22 protein-coding genes and 1 riboswitch are annotated in these 24,053 nt (G+C 44.0%); of the genes, 16 read left to right on the top strand and 6 right to left on the bottom strand.

Annotated elements, in window-relative coordinates; all coding sequences use genetic code 11:
• Positions 1-10: 10 nt before the first annotated feature.
• The gene (locus R2X38_RS01340; protein WP_317520889.1) at positions 11-1,696 is read right to left on the bottom strand and encodes an ATP-dependent endonuclease; all 1,686 of its coding nucleotides are present in this window, start codon (positions 1,694-1,696) and stop codon (positions 11-13) included.
• 237 nt (positions 1,697-1,933) lie between these two features.
• Here R2X38_RS01340 and R2X38_RS01335 point away from each other — a divergent pair, with 237 nt between their 5' ends.
• Positions 1,934-2,326 carry a VOC family protein gene (locus R2X38_RS01335; RefSeq protein WP_317520200.1) on the top strand — a complete coding sequence of 131 codons (393 nt, stop codon included), beginning with the start codon at positions 1,934-1,936 and terminating at the stop codon, positions 2,324-2,326.
• A gap of 146 nt (positions 2,327-2,472) precedes the next feature.
• Positions 2,473-4,233, top strand: coding sequence for a bifunctional UDP-sugar hydrolase/5'-nucleotidase (locus R2X38_RS01330; RefSeq protein WP_317520199.1), 1,761 nt, complete (start codon positions 2,473-2,475; stop codon positions 4,231-4,233).
• A gap of 358 nt (positions 4,234-4,591) precedes the next feature.
• Here the strand turns inward: R2X38_RS01330 and ribB are convergent, their stop codons facing one another.
• Together ribB and R2X38_RS01320 are read right to left on the bottom strand one after the other, a co-directional pair.
• A complete protein-coding gene (gene ribB, locus R2X38_RS01325; RefSeq protein WP_317520198.1) occupies positions 4,592-5,269 on the bottom strand; it encodes a 3,4-dihydroxy-2-butanone-4-phosphate synthase in 678 nt (225 codons plus the stop codon).
• 166 nt (positions 5,270-5,435) lie between these two features.
• Positions 5,436-5,606, bottom strand: a riboswitch (FMN riboswitch).
• A 93-nt stretch (positions 5,607-5,699) separates the two neighbouring features.
• Positions 5,700-6,644 (bottom strand): hypothetical protein, encoded by a 945-nt coding sequence (locus R2X38_RS01320; RefSeq protein ID WP_317520197.1) that lies wholly within the window; start codon positions 6,642-6,644, stop codon positions 5,700-5,702.
• A 268-nt stretch (positions 6,645-6,912) separates the two neighbouring features.
• Here R2X38_RS01320 and R2X38_RS01315 point away from each other — a divergent pair, with 268 nt between their 5' ends.
• From R2X38_RS01315 to R2X38_RS01270, 10 genes are all read left to right on the top strand, one after another.
• Positions 6,913-7,104, top strand: a complete 192-nt coding sequence (locus tag R2X38_RS01315) for a hypothetical protein (protein ID WP_317520196.1) — start codon at positions 6,913-6,915, stop codon at positions 7,102-7,104.
• 313 nt (positions 7,105-7,417) lie between these two features.
• Positions 7,418-7,699, top strand: a complete 282-nt coding sequence (locus R2X38_RS01310; protein ID WP_317520888.1) for an HlyU family transcriptional regulator — start codon at positions 7,418-7,420, stop codon at positions 7,697-7,699.
• Positions 7,700-8,138: 439 nt separating this feature from the next.
• Positions 8,139-9,695, top strand: a complete 1,557-nt coding sequence (locus tag R2X38_RS01305) for a Re/Si-specific NAD(P)(+) transhydrogenase subunit alpha (protein WP_317520195.1) — start codon at positions 8,139-8,141, stop codon at positions 9,693-9,695.
• 11 nt (positions 9,696-9,706) lie between these two features.
• On the top strand, positions 9,707-11,083 hold the full coding sequence (gene pntB / locus R2X38_RS01300; RefSeq protein ID WP_317520194.1) for a Re/Si-specific NAD(P)(+) transhydrogenase subunit beta: 1,377 nt from the start codon (positions 9,707-9,709) through the stop codon (positions 11,081-11,083).
• Positions 11,084-11,348: 265 nt separating this feature from the next.
• Positions 11,349-12,788 carry a sensor histidine kinase VxrA gene (gene vxrA / locus R2X38_RS01295; RefSeq protein ID WP_317520193.1) on the top strand — a complete coding sequence of 480 codons (1,440 nt, stop codon included), beginning with the start codon at positions 11,349-11,351 and terminating at the stop codon, positions 12,786-12,788.
• A complete protein-coding gene (locus tag R2X38_RS01290; RefSeq protein ID WP_317520192.1) occupies positions 12,763-13,425 on the top strand; it encodes a response regulator transcription factor in 663 nt (220 codons plus the stop codon). Before vxrA ends, R2X38_RS01290 begins: the two co-directional genes overlap by 26 nt.
• 1 nt (position 13,426) lies before the next feature.
• On the top strand, positions 13,427-14,290 hold the full coding sequence (locus tag R2X38_RS01285; protein ID WP_317520191.1) for a DUF2861 family protein: 864 nt from the start codon (positions 13,427-13,429) through the stop codon (positions 14,288-14,290).
• Positions 14,291-14,389: 99 nt separating this feature from the next.
• The gene (locus R2X38_RS01280; RefSeq protein WP_317520190.1) at positions 14,390-15,595 is read left to right on the top strand and encodes an NnrS family protein; all 1,206 of its coding nucleotides are present in this window, start codon (positions 14,390-14,392) and stop codon (positions 15,593-15,595) included.
• Between the two features lie 73 nt (positions 15,596-15,668).
• Positions 15,669-15,839 (top strand): YoaH family protein, encoded by a 171-nt coding sequence (locus R2X38_RS01275; RefSeq protein WP_317520189.1) that lies wholly within the window; start codon positions 15,669-15,671, stop codon positions 15,837-15,839.
• Positions 15,840-16,038: 199 nt separating this feature from the next.
• Positions 16,039-16,554: an HD domain-containing protein gene (locus tag R2X38_RS01270; RefSeq protein ID WP_317520188.1), complete on the top strand. Its 516-nt coding sequence runs from the start codon at positions 16,039-16,041 to the stop codon at positions 16,552-16,554.
• Positions 16,555-16,617: 63 nt separating this feature from the next.
• On the opposite strand, the gene nadE is transcribed toward R2X38_RS01270, so the two are convergent.
• Complete coding sequence (gene nadE / locus R2X38_RS01265; protein ID WP_317520187.1) at positions 16,618-17,454, bottom strand: ammonia-dependent NAD(+) synthetase; 837 nt, start codon at positions 17,452-17,454, stop codon at positions 16,618-16,620.
• Between the two features lie 182 nt (positions 17,455-17,636).
• On the opposite strand from nadE, the gene R2X38_RS01260 reads away from it, so the two are divergent.
• Positions 17,637-18,158 (top strand): nicotinate-nicotinamide nucleotide adenylyltransferase, encoded by a 522-nt coding sequence (locus R2X38_RS01260; protein ID WP_317520186.1) that lies wholly within the window; start codon positions 17,637-17,639, stop codon positions 18,156-18,158.
• Between the two features lie 63 nt (positions 18,159-18,221).
• Positions 18,222-18,740 carry a hypothetical protein gene (locus tag R2X38_RS01255; protein ID WP_317520185.1) on the top strand — a complete coding sequence of 173 codons (519 nt, stop codon included), beginning with the start codon at positions 18,222-18,224 and terminating at the stop codon, positions 18,738-18,740.
• Positions 18,741-18,750: 10 nt separating this feature from the next.
• Here R2X38_RS01255 and R2X38_RS01250 read toward each other — a convergent pair whose 3' ends face one another.
• Complete coding sequence (locus tag R2X38_RS01250; RefSeq protein WP_317520184.1) at positions 18,751-19,380, bottom strand: hypothetical protein; 630 nt, start codon at positions 19,378-19,380, stop codon at positions 18,751-18,753.
• A gap of 246 nt (positions 19,381-19,626) precedes the next feature.
• On the opposite strand from R2X38_RS01250, the gene R2X38_RS01245 reads away from it, so the two are divergent.
• Positions 19,627-21,009, top strand: coding sequence for a histidine kinase sensor domain-containing protein (locus R2X38_RS01245; protein ID WP_317520183.1), 1,383 nt, complete (start codon positions 19,627-19,629; stop codon positions 21,007-21,009).
• Between the two features lie 35 nt (positions 21,010-21,044).
• Here the strand turns inward: R2X38_RS01245 and R2X38_RS01240 are convergent, their stop codons facing one another.
• On the bottom strand, positions 21,045-21,515 hold the full coding sequence (locus R2X38_RS01240; RefSeq protein ID WP_317520182.1) for a hypothetical protein: 471 nt from the start codon (positions 21,513-21,515) through the stop codon (positions 21,045-21,047).
• A 237-nt stretch (positions 21,516-21,752) separates the two neighbouring features.
• Here R2X38_RS01240 and R2X38_RS01235 point away from each other — a divergent pair, with 237 nt between their 5' ends.
• Entirely contained in the window at positions 21,753-23,885 is a 2,133-nt protein-coding gene (locus R2X38_RS01235) for a TonB-dependent siderophore receptor (RefSeq protein WP_317520181.1), read from the top strand.
• The last annotated feature ends 168 nt before the right edge of the window (positions 23,886-24,053 follow it).

Here is a 24,053-nt window from a genome sequence, read left to right as displayed (position 1 = left end):
TGCTTTACTATCAACTTTGCCCTCTGGACATAGCAACAATACGTTTGAGGATCCAGCGCAATAAAATGGGAATGTTATCGACATTTTCTTGTTCAATAAATTTGATCATAGCAAGCGCAACATCAGGTTTGGCATGGCGTTTTAGCGCTCTTTGGATAATCTTTTTAGGCGTTACTGGTGACTCAACTGGAATATTGGCTAAATCTCTGAATAAAGGCTCGAATCCATTAAAGAACAGGAAGTGTTCGATATCTCTCTTCGGCAAAATAGTTAAACGATGACGCTCGGCTTCATTGCCCAAGATATTTCTCACAGTATCTGCATATTTTTTCCCAGCCATATCGCCATCGGCAATCATGTGCCACTCAATACCGAAGTGTCTGGCGACTTTAATCAATGGTTTTAAACCACTTTGTGCAAACTCAATGATTTGTACGCCTTCAGCGGCAAGGTTATAGCCGCATATTCTCGCTAATTCATTGAATAGCCAAACTTCCGTTTCTCCTTCAACCAATAACCAAGCTCTTGCAAATAGGGCGCTTGGTCGGTGGACTCGGAGATGGAAAGTCACGCGACGTTCTTCGTCACGGCTGAGTTTATGATTGATGATGGAATAAACTTGGGTTTTATTGGGTTGACGGATCAGCTTTTGGACACTTTCTAGCGGGACTACTGAGCAAAGGTCGGGGCTGTTGGTAGTCAGTACTTTCTGCATCGGCATCTTGCTAATAAATGTCCATGCCTGATGGAGAATCGTGGGATGCAAGCGGCCTTCTGGATCTTCTAAGATCAAGATAGGGCGAGATATCCGTTTTAATTCAACTGGGCCTCTAGCGCGAATGAATGCATTGAGCAACCCCATCAATACTAGTCGGCTTTGTTTCGTTGACTCTGGTTCAGTTAAGTGTTCTAGGGGATTTATTGCAAATTGGGCACGCTCTGGAAAATGTGCGCGATCGAAATTATGGTTGCGGTGGTGAGGCGTGAAAGCAAAGTAATGATCAACCAATGTGCGAAGCGCATTAATACTACTTTTTATTTCGTCTTGACTGACATGGCCGGGCTTTGTCATCAGGCGTCTGCATGTGTTGTCTAGCCGTCGCTGTATTCGCACATTGTCATCATGTCGACGATCTGTACCATTGCCGTTATGCTGCCCATTGCCATTAGTCGTACTGGAGGATGAGAGTGGATGATGCTCACGTAATCGTCGTGCATCACGTATTCTCACAATAGGGTGCAGTACCATCAGTTGTTTGCCGAGTTTATCATTGTCTTCGCAGTTTATCGGATCGCCATGCATGTCGAGAAAGCGCCTTTTTGTCGTTATTTTATCTCCCGATACGCTACTCGTAATTTGATAAAACAGTGCTTTGCAATGATCTTCGCCTTTAACCCATACCGGTGAAAATGATTTATATCGCCGAGCCTTATGTTCACCGGGGTAATCTTCTTGCCAGTGCAAAATGATATTTAGGTGGCTCATTTTGGAATGGCCTGCGCTGTAGTCGACATGAAAGTCGTCGAAGTGAAAAGTGTGGAATGTTGCATTGGGTGACAGTGCAATATCGAGAGCATCCAACAGAGAGGATTTACCCCAGGCGTTTTCACCAATCAGTACGGTTAACTCGTCGAAAGAAAGGGATAATCGTTTAATACCACGGAAGCCTGAAATCTCTATTCGTTTTAGCTGCATAGCCACCTCAACATGATGAAAAAAAGAAGCAGAGACAATGTAAAGGAGTAAGCGAAGCATCGTTGGCTCATACTTTAAGCCTATCTTATGAGACGCAGATCTGAAGGTGTATTTGTCACAATATTGGAAAAATAACTGATTGATTGAAAAGGGAAACTGCTTGTTGTTCCAGTGTCTAGTTGCTATAGTCAGCAGCTAATATAATGACTAACATATTGATTATCAAGGAGATGTCAGATGGCTAAAATTATTCACTCAATGATCCGTGTCGGTGATTTAGATAAATCGTTGAAATTCTACAAAGAGGTATTGGATCTGGATATCGCTGAACGTCTTGATTTTGAAGGCTTTAGCTTGGTTTATCTTCGTAATGAAGAGAATGATATGGAACTAGAGCTCACTTGGAATGAAGGCACTGAAAGCTACACTCATGGCAGCGGTTACGGTCATATCGCGGTTGCTGTTGATGAGCTTGAATCCGAGCACCAAAAAATGTCGGAGCTGGGTTATGAACCTGCTGACATTAAAGAGTTTTTCCGTGAAGGGCAGTTACTAGCGAAGTTCTTTTTTGTCCAAGATCCTGACGGTTATAAGATTGAGTTCTTGCAGCGCCATGGCCGGTACCAGTAATCGATGGTCTTTTTGTAACTGCAAAACATGTGAGTCTACTCCTTCTTTGTTGTGTAACGAAGAGGGAATTACTTACAAAAATCTGAGATTGAACGGATTTTGGTATAAGATAACTGCTCTGAATATGTGGAGGCCAACAACGCTTTATGACACAGCATCGCTCGGCAAAGTTAACTATTGCCCATATCAATGATACTCACTCACACTTTGAGCCATCTACAATTGCGCTACAGATACCATTGGGCACTTCAGAGTCGCCAATGTCGGTATATGCGAGTTGTGGTGGTTTCGCTCGGGTATCTTCCGCGGTGAGAGAGGTAAAAAAGCAGGCACTTTTACAACAGCGTGATTTTCTCTTTGTTCATGCCGGAGATTGTTTCCAAGGGACGTTATTCTTTTCTCTATACAAAGGGTCAGCCAATGCGGTTTTACTTAATGCGATTGGTATTGATGCTATGGCACTGGGCAACCATGAGCTAGACATGGGGAACCAGGTAGTGGCTGATTTCATGGATTTAGCCAATTTCCCTCTGTTAGCAGGCAACTGGGATTTGTCCCAGGAACATCAAAATAAGCAAAACCCATTGTCCCCTAAACCCAATGTCATGGCTTATGACAACGACAATGGGCATGCGAAGTACCTAATTAAAGATGTCGACGGGGAGCCCGTTGCCATTTTTGGCTTGGCGATTGAAAACATGTCAGGCATTGCCAATCCGGACCCAGATACACAGTTCTTGAATGTCACCACGGTCGCCCATCAGACTGTTGAAGCTATTCGCCTGGCAGGTATCAACAAGGTCATTGTGCTTAGTCACCTTGGTTATGAACGAGACTTAGAGCTTGCGGCTCAAATTGATGGGATAGGAGCAATCATCGGTGGCCATACCCATACTATGCAAGGCGATTTCAGTAATATTGGTTTCAGCGCTTCTGATGATTATGCCGTGCAGGTCAACGGTACTTGTGTTGTACAGGCGGGCTGTAACGCGCTTGCGTTAGGACAGTTAGATATTGATTTCAATGCTGATGGTACAGTCGCGAGTGTCGGAGGTAAGAATCAGTTGTTGCTTGGCAGACAGTTTACTGTTGATGCTAGCCGCAGTGAACACCTTGACGATTCAACTCACCAGATGGTTAAGAACTACCTTCTTGACCAAGGCAATGTTAGGTTTTGTATTAAAGACCCTCATATTGAAAATCTGCTCAATCAAGATTACCGACCAGCGGTAAGAGAGCTGCAAACGCAAAAAGTCGCTGATTTAACAGAGTCGCTCCGTCATATCCGTGTGCCTGATCAAATTGGACCGAGTCAAATAGCTCCCTTGGTTGTTGATAGCTTCGTTTGGTCTTCAAGGCAACGTGGTCATGCCGTGGACTTTGGTATTCACAATGCTGGTGGCGTAAGGGCATCTTTGCATGCTGGACCCATTACCGCTGCAGATATTTCTGGTAGGTTACTGCCATTTGCAATTGGTCTTATGGTTTATGAGGTGAGTGGCAAGCAACTTCGCTCCGCGCTAGAAGGTGCGATTAATAATGCGATTGATAACGGTGTTGAAGGTACAGGAAGCGGAAGCTTCCCATATACATCCCGCTTGAAGTACACCTACCGTTGTTGCGCTCCTCAGGGGCAACGTATAGAGGTGTTAAAACTCTATAAAAATGGTAACTGGGAAGATATCAATGATGAGTCGGTCTATCTTTCCGTATCTTCTGGTTATACCGCAACAGGTAAAGAAGGGTACGACGCGCTGGTTAATCATAATGTGGACCCGATCTCTTTAAACATTACTATGGCTGATGCTTTTGAAGAGTATGCAAGACACAGAGGGACATTCGGTGCGTTTGAAGAGGTGATGATTAATTACATCCCTTGTCATTGTGAGCAGGAAGATGTGGCTTAAATAGCCTTGTAAATGCAAACGATAAAAAACCGGTAGCTTCGTCGCACCGGTTTTTTATTTAAAGAAATCGGCTTTTCTGACGCTATATCACAATAGATAGTTTTTAATTTATCGTTATGTGAATTAGTTGAATACCTGATTGTCATAACGACAGAGTGTATATGTCAGAGTCTGGAGCCAAGGATGAACAAAGATTGGAGCGATATCGCAGTTATAACGGGGTGGGTATCAGCTTGGGCGTTACTCATGCACCTTATGCCAGCAGCATAATTATATTATTTTGTCGTATTTAATTGCCGAGTATTTCTTATACTCGGCAATATGCAGATAACTCTTTTAGTTTCTTTTAAACTAAAGGTTAAGCTGTTAGCGTTTCAACTGACTCCGAATTTGCTACTTCTTTCGCCAAACGGTAAGCCGCTAAGTCTTCAATTGTCAGAACTGGCATGTTGTGCGCTTTTCCAAACTCAATAACTTCTGGCAGACGCGCCATCGTACCATCAGGGTTTGTCAATTCACACAGTACGCCATAAGGTTTCATGCCGGATAAGCGCATCAGGTCAATGGTTGCCTCGGTATGACCGCGACGGCCCAATACGCCTTCTGGGTTGGCTTTCAGAGGGAAAACATGACCAGGACGACTCAGATCTGCAGGCACGGCGTTGTCAGCAATAGCGGTTTTGATAGTGGTAACACGATCAGCAGCTGAGACACCTGTTGTCACACCTTTTGCCGCTTCAATAGTAACGGTAAAGCCTGTTTGGTTAGCGCTGGTATTGTTCTCAACCATCATGGGTAGTTCGAGTTGTTTGACTCGCTCATCAGTCAGGCATAGACAAACAATTCCCGAACATTCACGGATCATCAGCGCCATTTGCTCGTTGGTCAACGTTTCTGCAGCGAAAATGATATCACCTTCGTTTTCGCGATCTTCATCATCGACAACCAACACGCCACGACCTTGGCGAATGGCTTCAAGGCCAGCTTCAACGCGTTCAAAAGCTGAGCCGTAAGGGGTAAGTAGAGACTGATTCATGGTAATAAACTCCTAAAATAAACATTTACCAGAATCAGGGCATGGAAAGTCAGCAAGCACAGTCACTCAAACAACCGGCAAGAAAAAATATACAAGGCTCTCGGGGGGAGATAGCACTGCATAAAAAAATCCTTGTCTCTTTGATAGAGATAGACAAGTACTGTACTGAGATCCTCTTTCATCCGGACTATGACCGTCGGCTCTGGACTGAAAGACTATGCTTTTTCACCAGATCTGCTGACCTTATATCTTGAAAGAACAAAATATAAGCGCTCGCGGGCTTTCCTGTGTAAGGATTACCGCCGGTGGGGAATTTCGCCCCGCCCTGAGAATTCTTTTGAACTATAAGGAAAAGAAAATTCACGTGCAAGAAGATCAGACTTCTTTATTTGATATTTTTGACATCAAGCAGTTAAAACACCTGTGCTTGTTATTTATGTTGATGGGTTTGAGGTGAATAATCGCGAGTTGTAATGGTGTTGTTTATCCATCTGATGAATAAAGGCAATGCATAGGTTGGCATTTGAAGAGCGCCGAGCAAGATAAGAAAGTCTGGGCCAAGGTAGCTTCCCGCGACGGTAAAAGTAAGTAAGACATTCCGGTTAGCTGAGGTTATGGCAGTGAGCAAAGCTGCGTCTTTTCCCTGGCGGAAATAGAGCGCAGCAATGGCGATGAAGAAAAGAAAGCACAGTCCCGTAGCGATGGCTAAATATTGACCAGCGAGAGTAGGGCTGGTATCAAAAATATCCCTGAACGGGCCGATTAAGCCGAAAGGAAATGCAAAAACGAGAATAATGGTTAAATGAGAAAGCTTGCCGTGCACTCTTTTTAAGGTTTGTCTTGGTATAAAGCGATAGACAAGGGCTGAAAAGGCCATAGGACAAACAATGAAGATCAACAGGCGAAGGCTATAGCTAGCCATATCTAATGTGAAACCATCACTTTGAAAAATGAGCAGGTTGATATACAGCACCAATGGCATCATCAACGTTGTCGCTATGGTCATGGCCATGGCTGATAAAGCGTCTAGTCCTACAGAGCGAGCTATCGCAGGCGTTGCGAAAAGAGAGCCTGTAGCGGTCACGGCAACGATGGCAATTAACAAAGGCTCGGATGCATTAAAAGCAATAGCCAGTGAAGCGGCGATAATCGTCATACCCAAGCTATGCAGTAGCGCATATCCCCAACATTGCTTTTGTTTCAAGGTTTTCAATAGAGATGTTTGTTCAATTCCAACAAGGGTAAACAGCATCAAGAAGAACAGAACATAGGGAAGGGTTGGGAAAACAGCGTGAGATGCCTCTGGCCATAGAAAACCGAGCAAGGTCGCAACGATTAGTAAAATAGACGAATGTTTAGCCAAAAACGATAACATCACACAATTCCGAAAATATTTTTGTTGAGTTATTGTTACGGGAAATCCGCGTGATATGCAAGGAAATTGACGCTCAAGCATAAATCAATCAATAACTGTAGATTTATTCAAAAGGCTTGCATGTTATTTCGCAATGGGAGATATCAATTTAACGTATAATTTACACATTAGGAAAACTAATCCTCCTGTCGAAATATTGTCATTTTTGGTTGTGATCTGATCAGCTTAAAATGTCTGCAGTTGATAAAAATACAAACGAGAGGCAATCATGGCACAGGCAATGAACTTTGACACCATCGCAACCCCAACCGCAATGGACAAAAAAGCCTATGCGGTAAATTTCAAAGGATTGATTGCACACGCATTTGATATTGCTTTTGGTCGCAAGGCTACAGCTAAGCAATATAATGTTTCAGATTTACCGGTACACCTTCAGAAAGATATCGGTATGTACCGTTAAGAGTCTGAGAGTTTCGAATACTAAAGCGCTGGATTACCGGCGCTTTTTTGTATCTGAAGAACAAAACACAACGTTCTGCAGTTGATTGCAAAGCTTGAAGCTTTATTTACAATTTTAAAACTCATACAAGATAAATTTTGCTTATCTGAATGCTGTGCAAAATATTGGTTTCACCCTAGGCCGCTCCCATCCTGTGGCAGAGGGTTCTGCGCTTTAGTAATAGATTTCCAAGAATTTAATCTTGCTTTCATTTTTTTTTATTAGATTATGGCAAGATGTCACTGTATCAGAACGCTTTTTGGAGATAATTGAAGTGGGTTTCTTATCAAAATTATTTGGACTAGGTAAGCAAGAAACTAAAGCTACAGACGTAGAGCCGATTGAATATGAAGGATATTTGATCTACCCGGAGCCAAAGGCCGAGGGGGGACAATTTCGAATTGCCGGACGTATTTGCAAACAGTTCGGAGATGAAGTGAAAACGCATGTATTCGTCCGTTCTGATTTGTTGTCTTCCAAAGCCGATGCTGAGTCATTCATGATCAACAAGGCAAAGATGTTTATTGAACAGACTGGCGACAAGATGTTCGGTTAACTTGTTTTTGTTTACCTGCTAGTTATCTCTACCGCTAGCGGGTAATTGATGAAAGGTAGAGAGAGCTGCAGCGAATGTATGTAGTGCAACACTCATCAGGGAATGATGACTGTTTTTCCTTTCAGGGCAACCTCATTCCATTGATGTTTTAAACGATAAAGACACTATTCAGGATGCTGAAGATGGGCATTTATAAAGTTAAATCAAGTAATATTAGTGATTTATGCACTCTTGAGTGCATGCATTATTAATTTTATTTGTGGTTTGACCTCTGTCCAGGTGTTGTAAGCGTTATTTTCTTACTGTTAGAAGGTAACATTTGTTAATCATAACGACGCTTGTGTAATTTTATTTTGTATTCTGACTACAAACCGCTTGATATTATGTTTGTGGTTGGATAAAAAATTGTTACTTATTTGCCGTAATTTAGGGATTAATAATGCAAATTGGTGTGCCTAAGGAAATACTCGCAAATGAAACGCGAGTAGCTGCAACGCCGAAAACGGTTGAGCAGTTTATAAAGATGGGGTTCAGTGTTGCTGTTGAACAGAGTGCCGGTATTCATGCAAGCTTTGATGATGCCGCCTATGAAGCAGCTGGCGCCACTGTTGTTGGATTAGAGGATGTGTGGGCTTCGGATATTATTCTGAAGGTAAATGCTCCACAGGTTAATGATCAAACGGGTGTTGATGAGTTTGACCTGATCAAAGAAGGGGCAAGCTTAGTCAGTTTTATTTGGCCAGCGCAGAATGAAGACTTGCTAGAGAAGCTGTCTGGTAAAAAAATCAATGTAATGGCGATGGACTCTGTTCCCCGTATTTCTCGAGCGCAGGCACTGGATGCATTGAGCTCGATGGCAAACATTGCGGGATACCGTGCAGTTGTTGAGGCTGCTCATGAATTTGGTCGTTTTTTCACCGGTCAAATAACCGCTGCGGGTAAAGTACCGCCAGCTAAAGTACTGGTTGCTGGTGCAGGTGTTGCTGGTCTTGCTGCTATCGGTGCGGCAGGAAGCTTAGGTGCTATTGTTCGTTCATTTGACGTTCGACCTGAAGTTAAAGAGCAGGTTGAATCGATGGGCGCTGAGTTCCTTGAAGTTGACTTTAAGGAAGACACGACGACTGGCGATGGCTATGCCAAAGAGATGTCTGATGACTTCAATAAAGCGGCTGAGAAACTCTACGCAGAGCAAGCAAAAGACGTCGATATTATTATCACTACCGCTTTGATTCCTGGCCGTCCGGCGCCGAAATTGATCACCAAAGAAATGGTTGATTCAATGAAACCGGGTAGTGTGATTGTAGATTTGGCTGCTGCCAATGGCGGTAACTGCGAATACGCTGAAGCAGGCAAAGTAATCACAACTGCAAATGGGGTCAAAGTCATTGGCTATACCGACATGGTAGGCCGCTTGCCGACTCAGTCATCCCAGCTCTACGGTACTAACCTAGTCAACCTGTTCAAACTGCTATGTAAAGAAAAAGACGGTACTATCGACATCGATTTTGATGATGAAGTCCTACGTGGTTTGACCGTCATTAAAGAAGGTGAAGTGACTTGGCCTGCGCCACCAATCAAGGTTTCTGCTGCGCCAGCACCTGAGGCTAAGCCTGTTGAAGCGCCTGTTAAGCAGGAAGAGAAGCCAGCTTCGCCTGCTAAAAAGTATGGCATTATGGCTGCGGGTATTGCCGCGTTCGGTTGGGTTGCTAACTATGCACCAGCTGAATTCCTTTCTCACTTTACGGTATTTGTCTTGGCCTGTGTGGTGGGTTACTACGTGGTATGGAACGTAACACACGCGCTGCACACACCACTTATGTCAGTAACTAATGCGATTTCGGGCATTATTATTGTCGGTGCACTGCTGCAGATAGGGCAGGGAAGTGGCTTAGTCACCTTCCTCGCGTTTATTGCTGTGTTGATAGCCAGTATCAATATATTTGGTGGCTTCACAGTAACCAAGCGCATGCTTGAAATGTTCCGCAAAGATAGATAAAGGAGTAACAAATGTCTGCAGGAATCGTACAAGCAGCTTATATTGTTGCTGCGGTATTATTTATCATGTCACTGGCGGGTCTTTCTAAGCAGGAAACGGCACGTTCGGGCAACTACTATGGTATTGCCGGTATGGCAATCGCCTTGATCGCGACTATTTTTGGCCCAGAATCGCAGGGAACTGTGTGGGTCATTATCGCGATGATTATTGGTGGTGCTATCGGTATGTACTACGCAAGACGCGTTGAAATGACCGAGATGCCTGAGCTGGTTGCTATCCTTCACAGCTTTGTGGGTATGGCGGCAGTGCTGGTTGGTTTCAATACCTACTTTGACCATGGCGACCTTAGCGGGGTAATGCTGAATATCCACTTGGTGGAAATTTTCCTAGGCGTGTTCATTGGTGCAGTAACCTTTACTGGATCGGTGGTTGCGTTCGGTAAGCTTCGTGGCAGTATTTCATCTAAGCCATTAATGCTCCCTCACCGTCACAAGTTGAACTTGGCTGCGGTGGTGGTTTCATTCTTGTTGATGGTTGCATTTGTTAAGGCTGAAGGTTCGACAATTGCACTGATCGTCGTCGCTTTGATCGCTTTTGCATTCGGTTACCACTTGGTTGCATCAATTGGTGGTGCCGATATGCCAGTTGTTGTTTCCATGCTGAACTCATATTCAGGCTGGGCAGCAGCGGCGGCAGGCTTTATGTTGGCCAATGATCTGCTTATTGTAACGGGTGCTTTGGTGGGCTCTTCAGGTGCCATCCTGTCTTACATCATGTGTAAGGCCATGAACCGTTCATTTATCAGTGTGATCGCGGGCGGTTTCGGTACTGATGGCTCATCAGCTGCAGCCGATGAAGATCATGGCGAACATCAGGAAGCATCGGCGGAAGAAGTGGCTGAAATGCTAAAAGATGCGCGCTCAGTGGTTATCACTCCAGGATACGGTATGGCGGTTGCACAAGCTCAGTATCCTGTTCATGAAATCACAGAGAAGCTCCGCAAAAAAGGCGTTGATGTGCGCTTTGGTATTCACCCTGTAGCGGGTCGTTTGCCGGGTCACATGAACGTTCTTTTGGCTGAAGCGAAAGTGCCTTACGACATCGTGCTAGAGATGGACGAAATCAATGACGACTTCAGCGAAACAGATGTTGTCTTGGTTATCGGTGCTAACGATACGGTTAACCCCGCTGCAATGGAAGATCCGAACAGCCCGATTGCGGGCATGCCAGTGTTGGAAGTGTGGAAATCCAAGCATGTTATCGTCTTCAAGCGTTCGATGAATACAGGTTATGCAGGTGTTCAGAACCCACTGTTCTTCAAAGAGAACTCGCAAATGCTGTTTGGTGATGCGAAAGATTCTTGTAATAAGATCCTTGAGCACATCTAACTGCTGAGATAGCTAGAACTAACGAGTTAAAAGGGAGCCATGTGCTCCCTTTCTATTGTCTGGAATGTATGGATATAGTTAAACCCAATGAAGGATTAGCTATAATTGCTTGTTAGTTAACATATTTTACCAATATTATTAAGTTCTCACCTTTTATCGCCGTTTGAATATCGAAGGTGATAGACGCGATTTGAATGCACATTTATCCATCAGGCTAATGACAAAGCCCTGACATATTCCAATAGCGGGGTGATAGACTTCACTTATGAAAAAATTCGTCTTACTGATCTCATTGCTGCTTACTGGCACAAATACTGCGTCGGCAGAGAACTTACCTGAGCGCCTTAATGGTGTTCGGGCAGAGCTGTTGGCAAGCGAGGCAGTAGCGACGTATGATTTCAGACAGCTACAAGGCCAGTTTCCAACGCAGCTGCTGTTACCTTCTTCTCTGTTACCGCAGTCAGCGACATATCCTCTGAAATCGCTTCAGCGGCTTTATAACAGTTCGTTGACTTGTAAAGGTCCGTGGCCTGTCACGCCATTGCTCACTCAGCCATTGGTGTTTACACGTGCTATTTGTAATAACACTGTGTTACCTATCGGATGGTTTGCAAGAGCGGGATATATCCACCCAGGGGGAGGAAGTTATGCCTTTAGGTATTTGGAAAAGCATCCTGATTTAAAAGATAAATTAGGGGACTTCCTCCATATTCAAGAACGCGACCTAGCACCAACGAATACAGTGCTGGGACGTTTGCAGCGAATGAGTCGTGATGAAATTCAGGTTTATATCGCTGGAGCGGAAGTTTTCATTTCAAATGGTGAGCTTTGGATTCGTAATGGTAACGAATACAACATCTATGATCAGCCAAGGTGGTCACCGGTTCTAAGCCATTTTGATGTGAACTTTACGCGACTCAATACAACCAGTTTTTGTATTTTGAAAAGCGGTAATATTTGTTGGGAAGAAGAAGATAAATCGCATCTGACATTCTATCTTTTAGTCGGGTTGTTGGTTGTTAATGTAAGCTTGTTATTTGGCTGGGTTTTCTATCGATGGCGTATTCGCCGTCGGGCCATGCAAGAGAGGATGTTGGTGCTGCAGATCCTGACTCACGAACTGAGAACACCTATCGCGAGTTTGGCTATGACAGTAGAAGGGTTTCGCAGACATTTTGATGCCTTGCCAGAAACCTTATATGATGAGTTCAGGCGTCTGACTGAAGATTCAAGGCGCCTAAGACAACTTGCAGAGGCAAGTAAAGATTACTTACAGGCGAATCAACAGGAACTGAGTGTTCAACATGTTGATTCGTTTAATGAGTGGGTTGAGTACCTGAGCGAACCGTATGAGGTAACACTGGAGCTTGCTGAGGATCGCCCTGTAGATGTAAATATTTATTGGTTGGGCACTTGTATCGACAATCTGTTGTCTAATGCCCATAAGTATGGCGTTAAGCCTGTAAAATTAACATCATCGTATTCGAACGGAAAACTTATTGTAAGCGTTTCAGATAACGGTCAGCTTGGTGCAAAAGACTGGGCAAGATTAAGAAAGCCATTTGTAAGCGAACGCGGACTAGGGCTTGGGCTTACAATCGTTGAATCGATGATCCGAAGAATGGGGGGACGAATGAAGTTAGTTGGCCCTCCTACCACTTTTATATTGGAGATACCGTGTGAATCAAACTCTGCTTCTGGTTGAAGATGACCGCAACCTTGCTGATGGTTTACTCGAGAGCTTAAAAGGGGCAGGATATCACTGCCTATATGCTGATTGCGCGTCGAATGTTGCTGAGCAGTGGGCTCAGGCTGATCTCGTTGTACTTGACCGTCAGTTACCTGAGGGTGACTCCTTGAGTTATTTGGGTGACTGGTTGAAGATTAAACATGTGCCTGTGATTTTGCTGACGGCGATGGTGTCAGTGTCAGATAAAGTCATTGGTTTAGATTCTGGTGCTAAAGACTACCTCACCAAGCCTTTTGCTGAGGAAGAGTTATTGGCTCGCATTCGTCTTCACCTTCGTTCAGGTGCGCCAGAGGCTGCACCGAGTAATTCAGTCTCAGTTGGCGATATTACTATTGATCTGGATAGCCGTGAGGTAATTCAGGGGGGTGACGCTGTCACTTTAACGCGTACTGAATTCGAACTCTTGGTCTTTTTAGCAAAGAATGCGGGGCGTGTGTTTACCCGTGATGAACTTCTTGATCAGGTATGGGGTTATAACCATTACCCGACAACTCGAACTGTAGATACCCATATTCTACAGTTGCGACAGAAGCTTCCAGGTATTGAGATTGAGACCCTCCGTGGTGTGGGCTATCGAATGAAATCGGCATAAGATGTCTCATTTTTCGATCGCTTGTTCTCTTTTCGTTTTGCATTCGGCGCTGTGGGCGCCGAATGCATTTGCTAATTGGTTTGTATCGCAAGATGTGTTCACTTTGGCCCATCAAAAATTACTCGAGGGTAAAACCAATGAGAGTTTTGGCGCTATGGTGCAAGCTTGGCAGCAGTCACCGAATATTGAACAGCAGAACAACCTTAATGATTTAATCCAGCTTGCGATTACTGAAGATTGTGGGCGTAGCCTTGATACAACCGCTTTACCGCCTTGGCTGTCCACTTTAGTCATTCAGCGAGAAATGGTCCAAAACCAGAACCAGGTTTTGCCTCGCCTTGTGATTACGGGGACTTCGGAACAGCGTATTACCAACATTGATTTTATTCGTTGGCCTGAACAGTCAATCCTATCAGCTACACCTAAAACGGATAAAGGTGGCTACTTTTCCCTTGAAACCAAGCGATTAGAAAAAGCAAGCAGTGAAGGCTTATATCAAATCATTATCAGTGCTGACGGTGAGGAGAGCTATAAAACCTGGGTGATCTTAACCCGTCCTCAAAATAAGCAACGAATTGGTTGGGTTGATAGTCAAAATTGGCGCATAGAGCGAAACGGTTTACCAGATAAGGTATGCCCATCTCCTGTGTTATCAATGAATATTTATGATCTCAATGATACGTCATGGACGCCGTTATGGACGGAAAATGTCGATGGTAAGCTACCTACAACGCTGCCAGATATTGACCTGCCTGATGGGCGCTATTGGCTAAGTGTCGGTATAATCCATAGCCGATGGCAGGGTGAAATCGCGGTACGTGATATTCAAAGTATAACGAGGCCAGTAGAGCATTCTGAAATGTAATTGGTTTTCTTGGAGATCTTAAGTTAGATATAAAGATGTATTTTCATTGCAACTTTAAAGGTGTATTATTGATGCATCTTTAAAGTGGGTGATGAAACCATGATGCAAATTCTTGATAGCGAAAAAGAGCAGAAGATCCTGCCGTTATTTCGTTTAGCCTTCCGACCTTTTTTTCTAGCAGCTAGCTTACTGTCTGTCGTTTCTATGCTTCTTTGGGGGCTGTTCTGGGCAGGGAATGTTTCCTTAGCCAGTTACATGTACAGCAACCCTGTTTGGTGGCACAGCCATGAAATGTTGTTTGGTTTTACCGGAGCCATCATAATAGGATTCCTGCTGACGGCGGTTCAAAATTGGACGGGTAACCCAGGTGTTAGAGGGTGGAAGCTTGCGGTCATCTTTGCTTTTTGGTTAGTCTCACGATTGGCGATGTTTTCAAGTTCGCCTCATCTAATTTGGATGCTGATTGATTTAACCTGGATGCCGTTGGCTGCAGGGTTTCTAGCTCATCCGATTATCATACGTCGTCAATGGAACAATTTGTTTTTTGCCCCGTTAATCATATTGATGACAGTATTAAACGCTTTATTCCACCTAATTGCTCTTGGATTAATCCACACTCCATTGCGAACGGTTTCTTTTGCAACAGTTATGGTTATCAGTGTGATTGTACTTGTGGTTGGGGGCCGGGTAATTCCGTTCTTTACGTGGCGCGGTACTCAAACTGAGCAAATAACACGTATTAAATGGTTGGAATATGCAGCTTTAGTACCTAGTTGGTTGCTGTTGCTAAATGTACTTTTACCTCTTCCAGCAGCCATCTCTGCATTCACCCTACCGACATTGCTTGTGGTTACAGGTTTGATGAACTTAGTCCGTTTCATCCGTTGGCGCAGCTTATCTACGGTAAAAGTCCCATTGCTATGGTTGCTTCATTTTGCATACTTGGCCATGGTGATTGGTATGTTATTACTAGGGCTGCATTTCTGGTCAGACAGTGTGGGGTATAGCTTAGCTTTACATACTCTAACGGTGGGTGGGATCGGCTGCATGATCTTAGCGATGATTGCCCGTGTGTCATTAGGCCATACAGGCAGAGCGTTACAGATTAAACCGCTGATGGTAGTTGCTTTTGCTGCGTTGGTACTGGCGACTCTATCCCGCACGTTGTTGATTGCTATTCATCCAGCACTGACAATTCAGGCATATGTTGTTTCAGCAGGCTTATGGGCCTTCTCGTTCGCTATTTTTACGGCAGTGTATTATCCCATTTTGTCTGAACCCCGTGTAGACGGACGTCCAGGCTAACGATAATTAGCAGGTGACAACAAGAGCGCAAGTCAATAAACTATGCGCTCTATTATTTCGGGTAAGATGATTTATGTTTAACAACACTCCGACACTGACTCACGCGCAGCAACAAGAAGCGGCAGAAAAAATTCATGAGCTGATGGCACAGGGGATTAGCAGCGGTGAAGCGATTATGATGGTGGCTAATGCTATTCGTGAAGCTGAGGCTAAAAAAGCTGAGTCGGAAGACGAGCAGGAATAATTTGTCTTATCCCTGATACGAATCTATGAAACGGGCGCCAGTTGGTGCCCGTTTTTTCATCAAATCGTGCAATAAATCCCAGTTGTTTATGTGGGATTGAGTAAAATCATTCTTTGAAAGAGTGAATCACATCCTGATTTCAATTTGGCCTAATTTTGTTTGGGTGTGGTCTTGTCAAATTTAGATGAAGGAGGGAAGGATGAATAACCGTTACCTCAAGGCTCGTACATTGGCCCGGGCCAAGCACACAGGACAGATGTACGGTGACGTTCCATATTATATCCATCTCGATGCAGTTTCTCGTTTAGCCAGCCCCTTTGGTACAGATGCCATGATTGTGGCCCAACTGCATGACGTACTTGAAGACACTGAAACTACTGTCGACGAATTAGCGGCTGATTTCGGTTTCCTCGTTGCTGATGCAGTTTGTTATATGACAGATGATAAGCTAGAAACTCGGCAAGATAGGAAACATCAAATCAACCAAAGATTGGCAACATTAGACACCGTAGAAGAGGCAGCCAGAATCGCTTTAATAGTAAAAGCGTGTGATCGGCTAGCAAATGTTCGTGCGAGCTTATACAGCAATCATCATTACTATCAACTCTATCAAGAAGAGCATCAAGCTTTTAAACAATCTGTATATCGAAAAGGGCTTTGTGAAGCGATTTGGTGGGAATTAGATAATCTACTGCGTTATTCAGAAGCATCATAAGAAAAGGGCTCAACTGAGCCCTTTTCATTGAGTGGCGTATAGCAACAACCCTGTTCGGGGGCATTACTCTTCGTCGTAAATCGTCGGAATAGGCTGGCGCTTGTGCTGTGTTGCTTTATAGATACCGATCAGGCGGTCTGATACAGCCGGGTCAACTGGTTTGCCTTCAAGAAAGTCGTCGATTTGGTCATAGCTAACGTTAAGCGCATCTTCGTCTGCTTTCTGTGGTGCCAGCTCTTCAAGATCGGCTGTTGGTACTTTTTTCACAAGCAGCTCTGGAGCGCCCAGTTTGGCTGCTACTTGGCGAACTTGACGCTTGTTTAAGCCAAACAATGGAGCAAGATCGCAAGCACCATCACCGAACTTGGTGTAAAAACCGGTAATGTTTTCAGCTGAATGGTCAGTCCCAAGAACCAAGCCGCCAACTAATCCAGCGATTTCATACTGGGCAATCATACGGGTACGGGCTTTAACGTTACCCTTAACGAAGTCAATGGCTCCTTCGCTCTGAGGAACCAAGCCTGTGCCTTCAAGTGCCATTAGCGTGCTGGCGTGAGTGCCATCTACGCCGTCTTTGATATTGACGCTTACAGAATGGCTTGGCTTGATAAAAGACAGGGCAAGCTGAGCTTCATCTTCGTCTTTTTGTTCACCGTATGGTAAACGTACAGCGATAAATTGGTATTCGTTGGTATTTTCCGCTGCGTTCAGGTCTTCAACAGCCAGTTGTGAAAGGCGGCCAAGCGTGGTTGAATCAACACCACCACTGATACCCAAAACCAGTGATTTGCATCCTGACTGTTTGAGCTTCTTTTGAATAAACGCAATACGGCGTTTAATTTCAAAGTCCACATCAATTTCCGGTAATACGCGCATTTCTTCGCGAATTAACTGTTCCATAATGAATCGATCCTCAGGGGCTTGCCCAATTTGTAACCATATAGCGTCATTTAATGCAAAAAAGAGATGAAATGCATTAAACCTTTTGCAAAATATGCGATAACTCTATGTAAGGATCAATCCTCTTACGTTAAATAAGTAAAATAAACAGTAAAACGGCATAAAAAAAGGACATTCCAGTCATGACTGCATCAATTGCCATCTTCGGCAGTGCTTTTAACCCACCGAGTCTAGGCCACCAGTCAGTTATCGAACGACTAACGCATTTTGACAAAGTGATTTTACTACCAAGCTATAGTCACGCTTGGGGAAAGCAGATGTTGGACTACGATGCGCGGTGCAAACTGGTACAAGCTTTCATTGAGGATCTAGAACAGAGCAACCTAGAACTGTCGAGACTGGAAGAAGAGATCGCGGTAGGGGATGAAGCCATCACAACGTTTGCCGTATTTGAAGCACTTGAAAAAAAATACCCGGACGCCAACCTGACTTTCGTTGTTGGTCCAGACAATTTCCTAAACTTCAATAAGTTCTTCAAGGCAGAAGAAATCATGCAGCGATGGCAAGTGCTTGCCTGCCCTGAAACTGTCAAAGTTCGCAGTACCCAAATTCGTGAGCAAATTATCAATAATCGCGCAATTTCACATTTAACAACCAAGAAGGTTGCTACAATGCTGGATAAATATAAGTGGTATGCCAGTTAGGCAAATGAGTCGCTAACTTAACTTGTCGTGGGTTTGATTAAGTCGTCACCTTGGTTGTTTTGAATGGTTGTGTTGAATTTTTCCTCTGGATTATTGTTGTCAGCAATATATTTTAACAGCTCTACATGTATCGCGCCTGTTGATGGTGGACGGTCTCAACTAGAAGCAGAACCTCAATATATCCAACCAATTGAGTGCTCGGCTGTTTATGCAATGCCTGCAGATAGTGGCTACAATTCCGCAGACGTATTCTCTGAACCTCTTTTTGAGTGGAATGCCAGTGAAAAGCAAAAAGATAGCTTTTGGGATAACTGGGCACGCCAATTTGACTCTCCGTTTGTCTCCTCCAATGTTTCGTCAAGCTTCTATGGCCTGGGTGTGTGGATGCCTGATAAGTTTGCCGAAGACGACTTAATGGATTTTGAAGAAGTCAAAGAGCTGATAAAGAAATACGGACTGCAGATGAGTTTTGGTATTGGTGGCGAAAACGGCCAATCGCCACGCTTGCGTTTTGATTATCGCTGGCATGAAGATCGCGACTTAGAGGATGTCTTCATTCAAGTGGAAATACCTTTCCAATAAGCCATTTCATTTAATACTCAATAACTTTTGATGCTAATTTATTCGTGTCATATCCTTGCAGCTCTACTTCATGGAATGAAAGAGCCTCTAGATCAGGGAAGCGTTCAGCCAAAAGTTCATGATCTCTACTTGTCGCGTAACTATGGTGGATGACACCAAACCCGCTCGGGTACGGCGTATTCCACAATTGACTATTAGCAACTAGGCTAGACGTAATGAACTGCCCAATATAAGTCACTTCGTCTTCAGTGATATCAAAATAAATAGCAAGATTTTGATTAGACGTAGAACGGACGGTTTTACGGCCATTGCTCCCCTTAAATTGTACTTGGTTGATTTCATAGCGCCCGATAGGAAGCTCTGCAACGAACAGTTGGCCTTTGTTATGCTCGTTTTCAAAGTCAGACTTGGCTTGAGTGTTGGTTAATGTGATTTCACCTGTCTTGCCGACTGGGCGGATTGAGAGGGTAGTGATGATACCTTCGCCCGTTGAGGGCCATACTGTCGTCACACCCAAGCTACCAGCAAGATAGCCAGTTGCACCGGTTTTATTAGCGATAGTGTCTGGCACATTGATATAGATACCAGAGCTGCATCCCCAGATAAACAAGCAAAATGTAAGTGTGATGAAGCGTTTCATGTGTTGCGTCCTTGCAATGGCGTCGCCGATCATACCGAGTGCGTTGTATAACCTTATTTGCTATTTAACACGATACATAGCGAATAAGACAGTTATGTAAACAAAATTTGTTAATTAGGTACATGAAATTAGTGAATCAACGAATAGATTAGCCTGAAATGGCACATTTTTGTTCGTAAAGTAGGATAAATTGAAACTTGACATACAGCTTGTGCTACTCTGGCAAAAAATTAACCGTAAACTGTAATGAGTCTCATTGTAATTCAAAAGATAAAGTCTGCTTTTTGTCTCGGTGATCGAGATGGATTAGCGTTCAGGTTATTTTCTTCATTTGCGATCAGCTTGTTTATCATTCTCTTGTTACAGAACCTTGCTGAAGCGGCAATGGTAAGAGTGATGCTGCATGTTCCAGAAAAGATAAAGGCGGATATGGTCGAAATGGCCCATCAGGCCGAAGTTAATATCCGTGAAGGGGATATGGATGAACTTGCTGATTGGGAGAGGGGGCAGAAATACTATTTGTTTGTGTTAGATGAAAAACAACAAGCAATTAGCGGAAGGGACATGCACCCACATTTTGAATTTAAGTTGCAGTATGCCCGTGACATTGACACGATTTTTGATAATGAGGTTAATCAACCGATCATTGCCATACCGTTACAGACCGGACATACGATTTTTATTCAATTTCCCCATCATCATCATCCGGCGCGATTTTTTACTTACTATTTTACAGTCATAAAAGTGGTGATTGCGGGGCTAATATTAGGAGTTCTGTCTCTGATCCTTGCTAGGCATTTACAGCAGCCGTTGAACAAACTTCAGGTGGCAAGCCAGCGATTAGCTGAGGGGGACTTTTCGGTCAGAGTGAGCCATGAAGTTGGTGATACAGTTACTGAGTTTTCTGCCCTGGCTAACAGTTTTGATCATATGACCCGGCGGATTGATGCTTTATCGGAAAAGCAAAAAAGTTTGATAAGGGATGTGTCGCATGAACTTAAAACGCCATTAGCACGGCATGATTTGGCTTTGCACTTATTGAGAAGAAAGCTGTCTGATGAGCAGCAAGGTTTATTGGATCGTCTTGAGCGAGAGTCTTGTGAAATGAACGAGCTGATCAGTGAGATCCTTGAATATAGCCGGTTGGAAAATGCCTGCTACCAGTTGAAACTGCACCCAACTGATCTGTCTAGTCTATGCGTTTATCAAGTTGAAAAGATGGAAGCTGCATTGCTCAGCGGACAGTCATTACAATTTTATAATGATCAGAGTGAAATGTTGGCGGTAGCGGATAATAGCTTAGTACTTCGTATTTTGAATAATTTAATTGGCAATGCCATCAAGTATGCGGGTGAGCAGGCAATTATCAGTGTTTCTGTTAGGGCTTTGGGGAAGGAAGCGATTGAAATGTGGGTGGAAGACACTGGAAAAGGCATCTCAACAAAGAATATCGCCACAATCTTTGACCCGTTTACCCGGATTGAATCATCGCGTGAAAAGCAAGCTGGTGGCTATGGGCTAGGGCTGGCGATTGTGAAAGAAGCGGCAACCATCATGAATGGTAAAGTTGAAGCAGAAAACCTAGCTGATGGTTTTCGTGTAAGCGTTCAACTGCCGAGAGCTGTATAATTGAAAAAGCCCGATGCAGTGCATCGGGCTTGGTGTTATTTTTTTAAACGCTCGACATCAATAACGTTTTTGAATTTGCCTGCCTTACTGAAAATGTAATCTACGTCTGGCGGGAAGTCTTTATTGCTTTTAGCGTGTTTCATCATGTCAAACACTGTGAATTCAGTCATCACAGCGTACTGGTATTCTTTGAAGTCACCTTCAGCTTGTAGGGTTGGGTCATAGTATTTATCGCCTTTACGGATAATTGCATGGTCTACAACCTCTTCACCGCAGCGATAGCCAAGTACGTAGCGATCGCCTTTTCCGTAAATGACGTTCATATAGCTGTTATAGAAACATTCACCCTCAGTCGATGTACACGACTCAAGTACATCCTCATCCAAGGCAGAAACGGTGACAATGCGCATTTTGTCTGCTTTTAGGTTAAGGGCTGTCAGTTGCTGACGAACGTTATCTAGGTTTACTTCTGTCACTTCAAATGTACCGATAATTTTAAAAAACATCGCATTATACCTGCCTGCCATGAAAATGACACATTTCCTGCATGGGGCACAGTGAAGAGTCAGCTTGACGTAACTTTACACTCCTTTACGAATGCAAAGAATGTAAATTAACTGCAAATGGTAATGGTTATCACTTATATTCCTCCCGGCACAAAAATGCATGTGGGTACAACAAGGCTGCCTATCAATAAATCAACTACAAGGCGCTGTATCTCAAACGATTTGGAGTAACGGAATATGTTTAACAAAAGTCAGCTGACTTTACTTATTGGTGCCATCCTAGCTGCACCAACTGTGTATGCCCAAGAGCACACTGCGACAACCGATGTTGATGAACACATGGTGGTAACCGGTCGTGATTACGGTTACAAGGCAGATACCAATGCCTCTGCGATGCGTATTGAAGCGAGCCAGTTGGAAACAGCGGGGCAGGTCTCTGTTATTGATGAGCAGTTGATTGACGAACAGCGCGCGAGCTCTTTAGATAAAGTGCTGCAAAACGATTCAAGCGTATCTGTTGGTGACAAAACCCGTAACCGAGTGACATATTCTTTGCGTGGTTTTGAGATCCAAAGCGGCAGTGGTTTTTTGCGTGACGGCAAACAACATTGGTCTCATTACCGTCAGCCGATCGAGCTATTAGAGCGAGTAGAAGTCGTTAAAGGCCCTTCAGGTTTGCTGTATGGTAAATCGGCTCCTGGTGGTTTGATCAACATGGTTTCGAAGAAACCAACTTACGACACCCAAGTGAATGTTAGCCAGGATATCGGTTCTGACAACGAGTCACGTACTGTTGTTGATGTCAGTGGTGCTTTGAACGAAGCGCAGACATTGCGAGCACGTGCAATTGTTTCGCTGCAAACTTATGACAACTGGCGTACTTATACTGACGGTAGCACGCCATCAACAGAACGTTTTGTCGGTGGCTTGTTTGTTGATTATGATGTTAACGACAATGTCACTGTGTCTGTTCACTACGACAAAACCCGCGACAAAGGCAACGTAGACTCTGGTGCGTACGTTAAGGATGGTCAGGTGGTTCTGGGCAACGAGCATATCTGGGATGCCCAGTGGTCAGAGATTGAAAATAACGTTGAAAACTACGGCATTGACGTAAATGCTCAGCTTAATGACGTTTGGCGTATGACTGCGAGCTATAACCACCAGAACTTTTTGCGCCACGATACTGAAAGTTTCTCGCAGCCAGAAACCTATAACCCTGAGACAGGGGAGTTCCTATACCAAGGCTACGACCGTCACGATGACTGGCAATATGATACGGCGTACTTAGACTTCGTCGGTGAGTTTTCGGCTTTGGGTGTGGACCATCAGCTACTTGTCGGCAGTAACTGGCTTGGTTATTTCTACCAGAGGCAGCAACACTCGGATAGCAATTGCAGCACAGATGCTAACGGAGATAAGGTGTGCAATTACTACACTGCTCAAGTGGGTAAACCAATGCCAAAACCGGATGGTTTAGATTACACCACACAGGAGAAAGGCACACCAACTGAGCGTGACTCATACGGTTTCTATATTCAAGATATGGTAACGTTTAACGACCAGTGGCAGGCTTTGGCTGGACTTCGCTATGATCGCGAAGAAACCAAGGGTAGCGATGTAGTCGAGGATGCATTGACTCCTAAAGTAGCGGTTATCTACCATCCAAAAAGTAACGGCTCAGTTTACGCCTCGTACTCTGAAAGTTTTGAGCCACAAGGCGAAGTAACAAGTGGCCGAGGTAAAGTTTACCGCAATGATGGTGAGCACCTGAAACCACGTACTGGTAAGCAGTATGAAGTGGGTACTAAGTGGGAGTTGTTCGATGAGCGTTTGTATGTCACTGGTGCGGTGTTTGATATTGCACTGGAAGATGTAGCACTGGATATCGAAAACTCTGACGGCACTTACACCAAAACGCAAGGTGGTGAGCAAGTACACCGCGGTGCTGAATTGGCGATGCAAGGCTATTTAACAGAACGCTTCTCTCTGCACGGTAATGCCATGTACCTAGACGCTGAGTACAAGAGTCATGCGGATTATCAGGGTAATCGTCCGGCAAACGTGCCTGAGTTTGGTGCGACAGTTTGGTCTCGATATGCATTTGAGAACAATACCAATATTAACCTTGGGTTGACATATGTTGGTGAGCGTTACGGTGATGATGCTAACACGTTTAAGAAAGATGCTTACACGCGTGTAGATATGGGTATTTCTCATACTATCCATTATGATCAGAACCTAGATTTTATCGCTCGCTTCAATGTGGAAAATGTCTTTGATACGGATTACATGATGGGTGGTGATAACACCAATGTAACCCTTGGCGAAGGCCGCAACTACATGGCTACGTTGCAAGTACGTTACTAATTGATTAATAAAGGGGGAGGGCTGTGTGCTCTCCCTTTTACTGTTTAATTAAATAATGTAAATCCAAATGATATTGATTTTCATTTGTTGTATATTGGTTATCACTCATTGACTAGTACTCGATGAGTTTATTTGTTTTTGGTATAGCCTTCATAGATTGAAGATTTT

It is taken from the genome of Photobacterium rosenbergii, assembly GCF_033022775.1.
GTDB classification, from domain to species: Bacteria; Pseudomonadota; Gammaproteobacteria; order Enterobacterales; family Vibrionaceae; genus Photobacterium; species Photobacterium rosenbergii_A.
Note: the sequence above shows the minus strand (reverse complement) of the source record. Positions and strands in the feature narration are given on the sequence as shown.

Coding starts and splice junctions, on each gene's coding strand:
- R2X38_RS01330 (WP_317520199.1), top strand. CDS start 2,473: ATGACACAGCATCGCTCGGCAAAGTTAACTATTGCCCATATCAATGAT.
- R2X38_RS01320 (WP_317520197.1), bottom strand. CDS start 6,644: ATGTTATCGTTTTTGGCTAAACATTCGTCTATTTTACTAATCGTTGCG.
- R2X38_RS01315 (WP_317520196.1), top strand. CDS start 6,913: ATGGCACAGGCAATGAACTTTGACACCATCGCAACCCCAACCGCAATG.
- vxrA (WP_317520193.1), top strand. CDS start 11,349: ATGAAAAAATTCGTCTTACTGATCTCATTGCTGCTTACTGGCACAAAT.
- R2X38_RS01275 (WP_317520189.1), top strand. CDS start 15,669: ATGTTTAACAACACTCCGACACTGACTCACGCGCAGCAACAAGAAGCG.
- nadE (WP_317520187.1), bottom strand. CDS start 17,454: ATGGAACAGTTAATTCGCGAAGAAATGCGCGTATTACCGGAAATTGAT.
- pntB (WP_317520194.1), top strand. CDS start 9,707: ATGTCTGCAGGAATCGTACAAGCAGCTTATATTGTTGCTGCGGTATTA.
- R2X38_RS01305 (WP_317520195.1), top strand. CDS start 8,139: ATGCAAATTGGTGTGCCTAAGGAAATACTCGCAAATGAAACGCGAGTA.
- R2X38_RS01285 (WP_317520191.1), top strand. CDS start 13,427: ATGTCTCATTTTTCGATCGCTTGTTCTCTTTTCGTTTTGCATTCGGCG.
- R2X38_RS01280 (WP_317520190.1), top strand. CDS start 14,390: ATGATGCAAATTCTTGATAGCGAAAAAGAGCAGAAGATCCTGCCGTTA.
- ribB (WP_317520198.1), bottom strand. CDS start 5,269: ATGAATCAGTCTCTACTTACCCCTTACGGCTCAGCTTTTGAACGCGTT.
- R2X38_RS01255 (WP_317520185.1), top strand. CDS start 18,222: ATGGTTGTGTTGAATTTTTCCTCTGGATTATTGTTGTCAGCAATATAT.
- R2X38_RS01250 (WP_317520184.1), bottom strand. CDS start 19,380: ATGAAACGCTTCATCACACTTACATTTTGCTTGTTTATCTGGGGATGC.
- R2X38_RS01260 (WP_317520186.1), top strand. CDS start 17,637: ATGACTGCATCAATTGCCATCTTCGGCAGTGCTTTTAACCCACCGAGT.
- R2X38_RS01240 (WP_317520182.1), bottom strand. CDS start 21,515: ATGTTTTTTAAAATTATCGGTACATTTGAAGTGACAGAAGTAAACCTA.
- R2X38_RS01235 (WP_317520181.1), top strand. CDS start 21,753: ATGTTTAACAAAAGTCAGCTGACTTTACTTATTGGTGCCATCCTAGCT.
- R2X38_RS01340 (WP_317520889.1), bottom strand. CDS start 1,696: ATGCAGCTAAAACGAATAGAGATTTCAGGCTTCCGTGGTATTAAACGA.
- R2X38_RS01270 (WP_317520188.1), top strand. CDS start 16,039: ATGAATAACCGTTACCTCAAGGCTCGTACATTGGCCCGGGCCAAGCAC.
- R2X38_RS01335 (WP_317520200.1), top strand. CDS start 1,934: ATGGCTAAAATTATTCACTCAATGATCCGTGTCGGTGATTTAGATAAA.
- R2X38_RS01245 (WP_317520183.1), top strand. CDS start 19,627: ATGAGTCTCATTGTAATTCAAAAGATAAAGTCTGCTTTTTGTCTCGGT.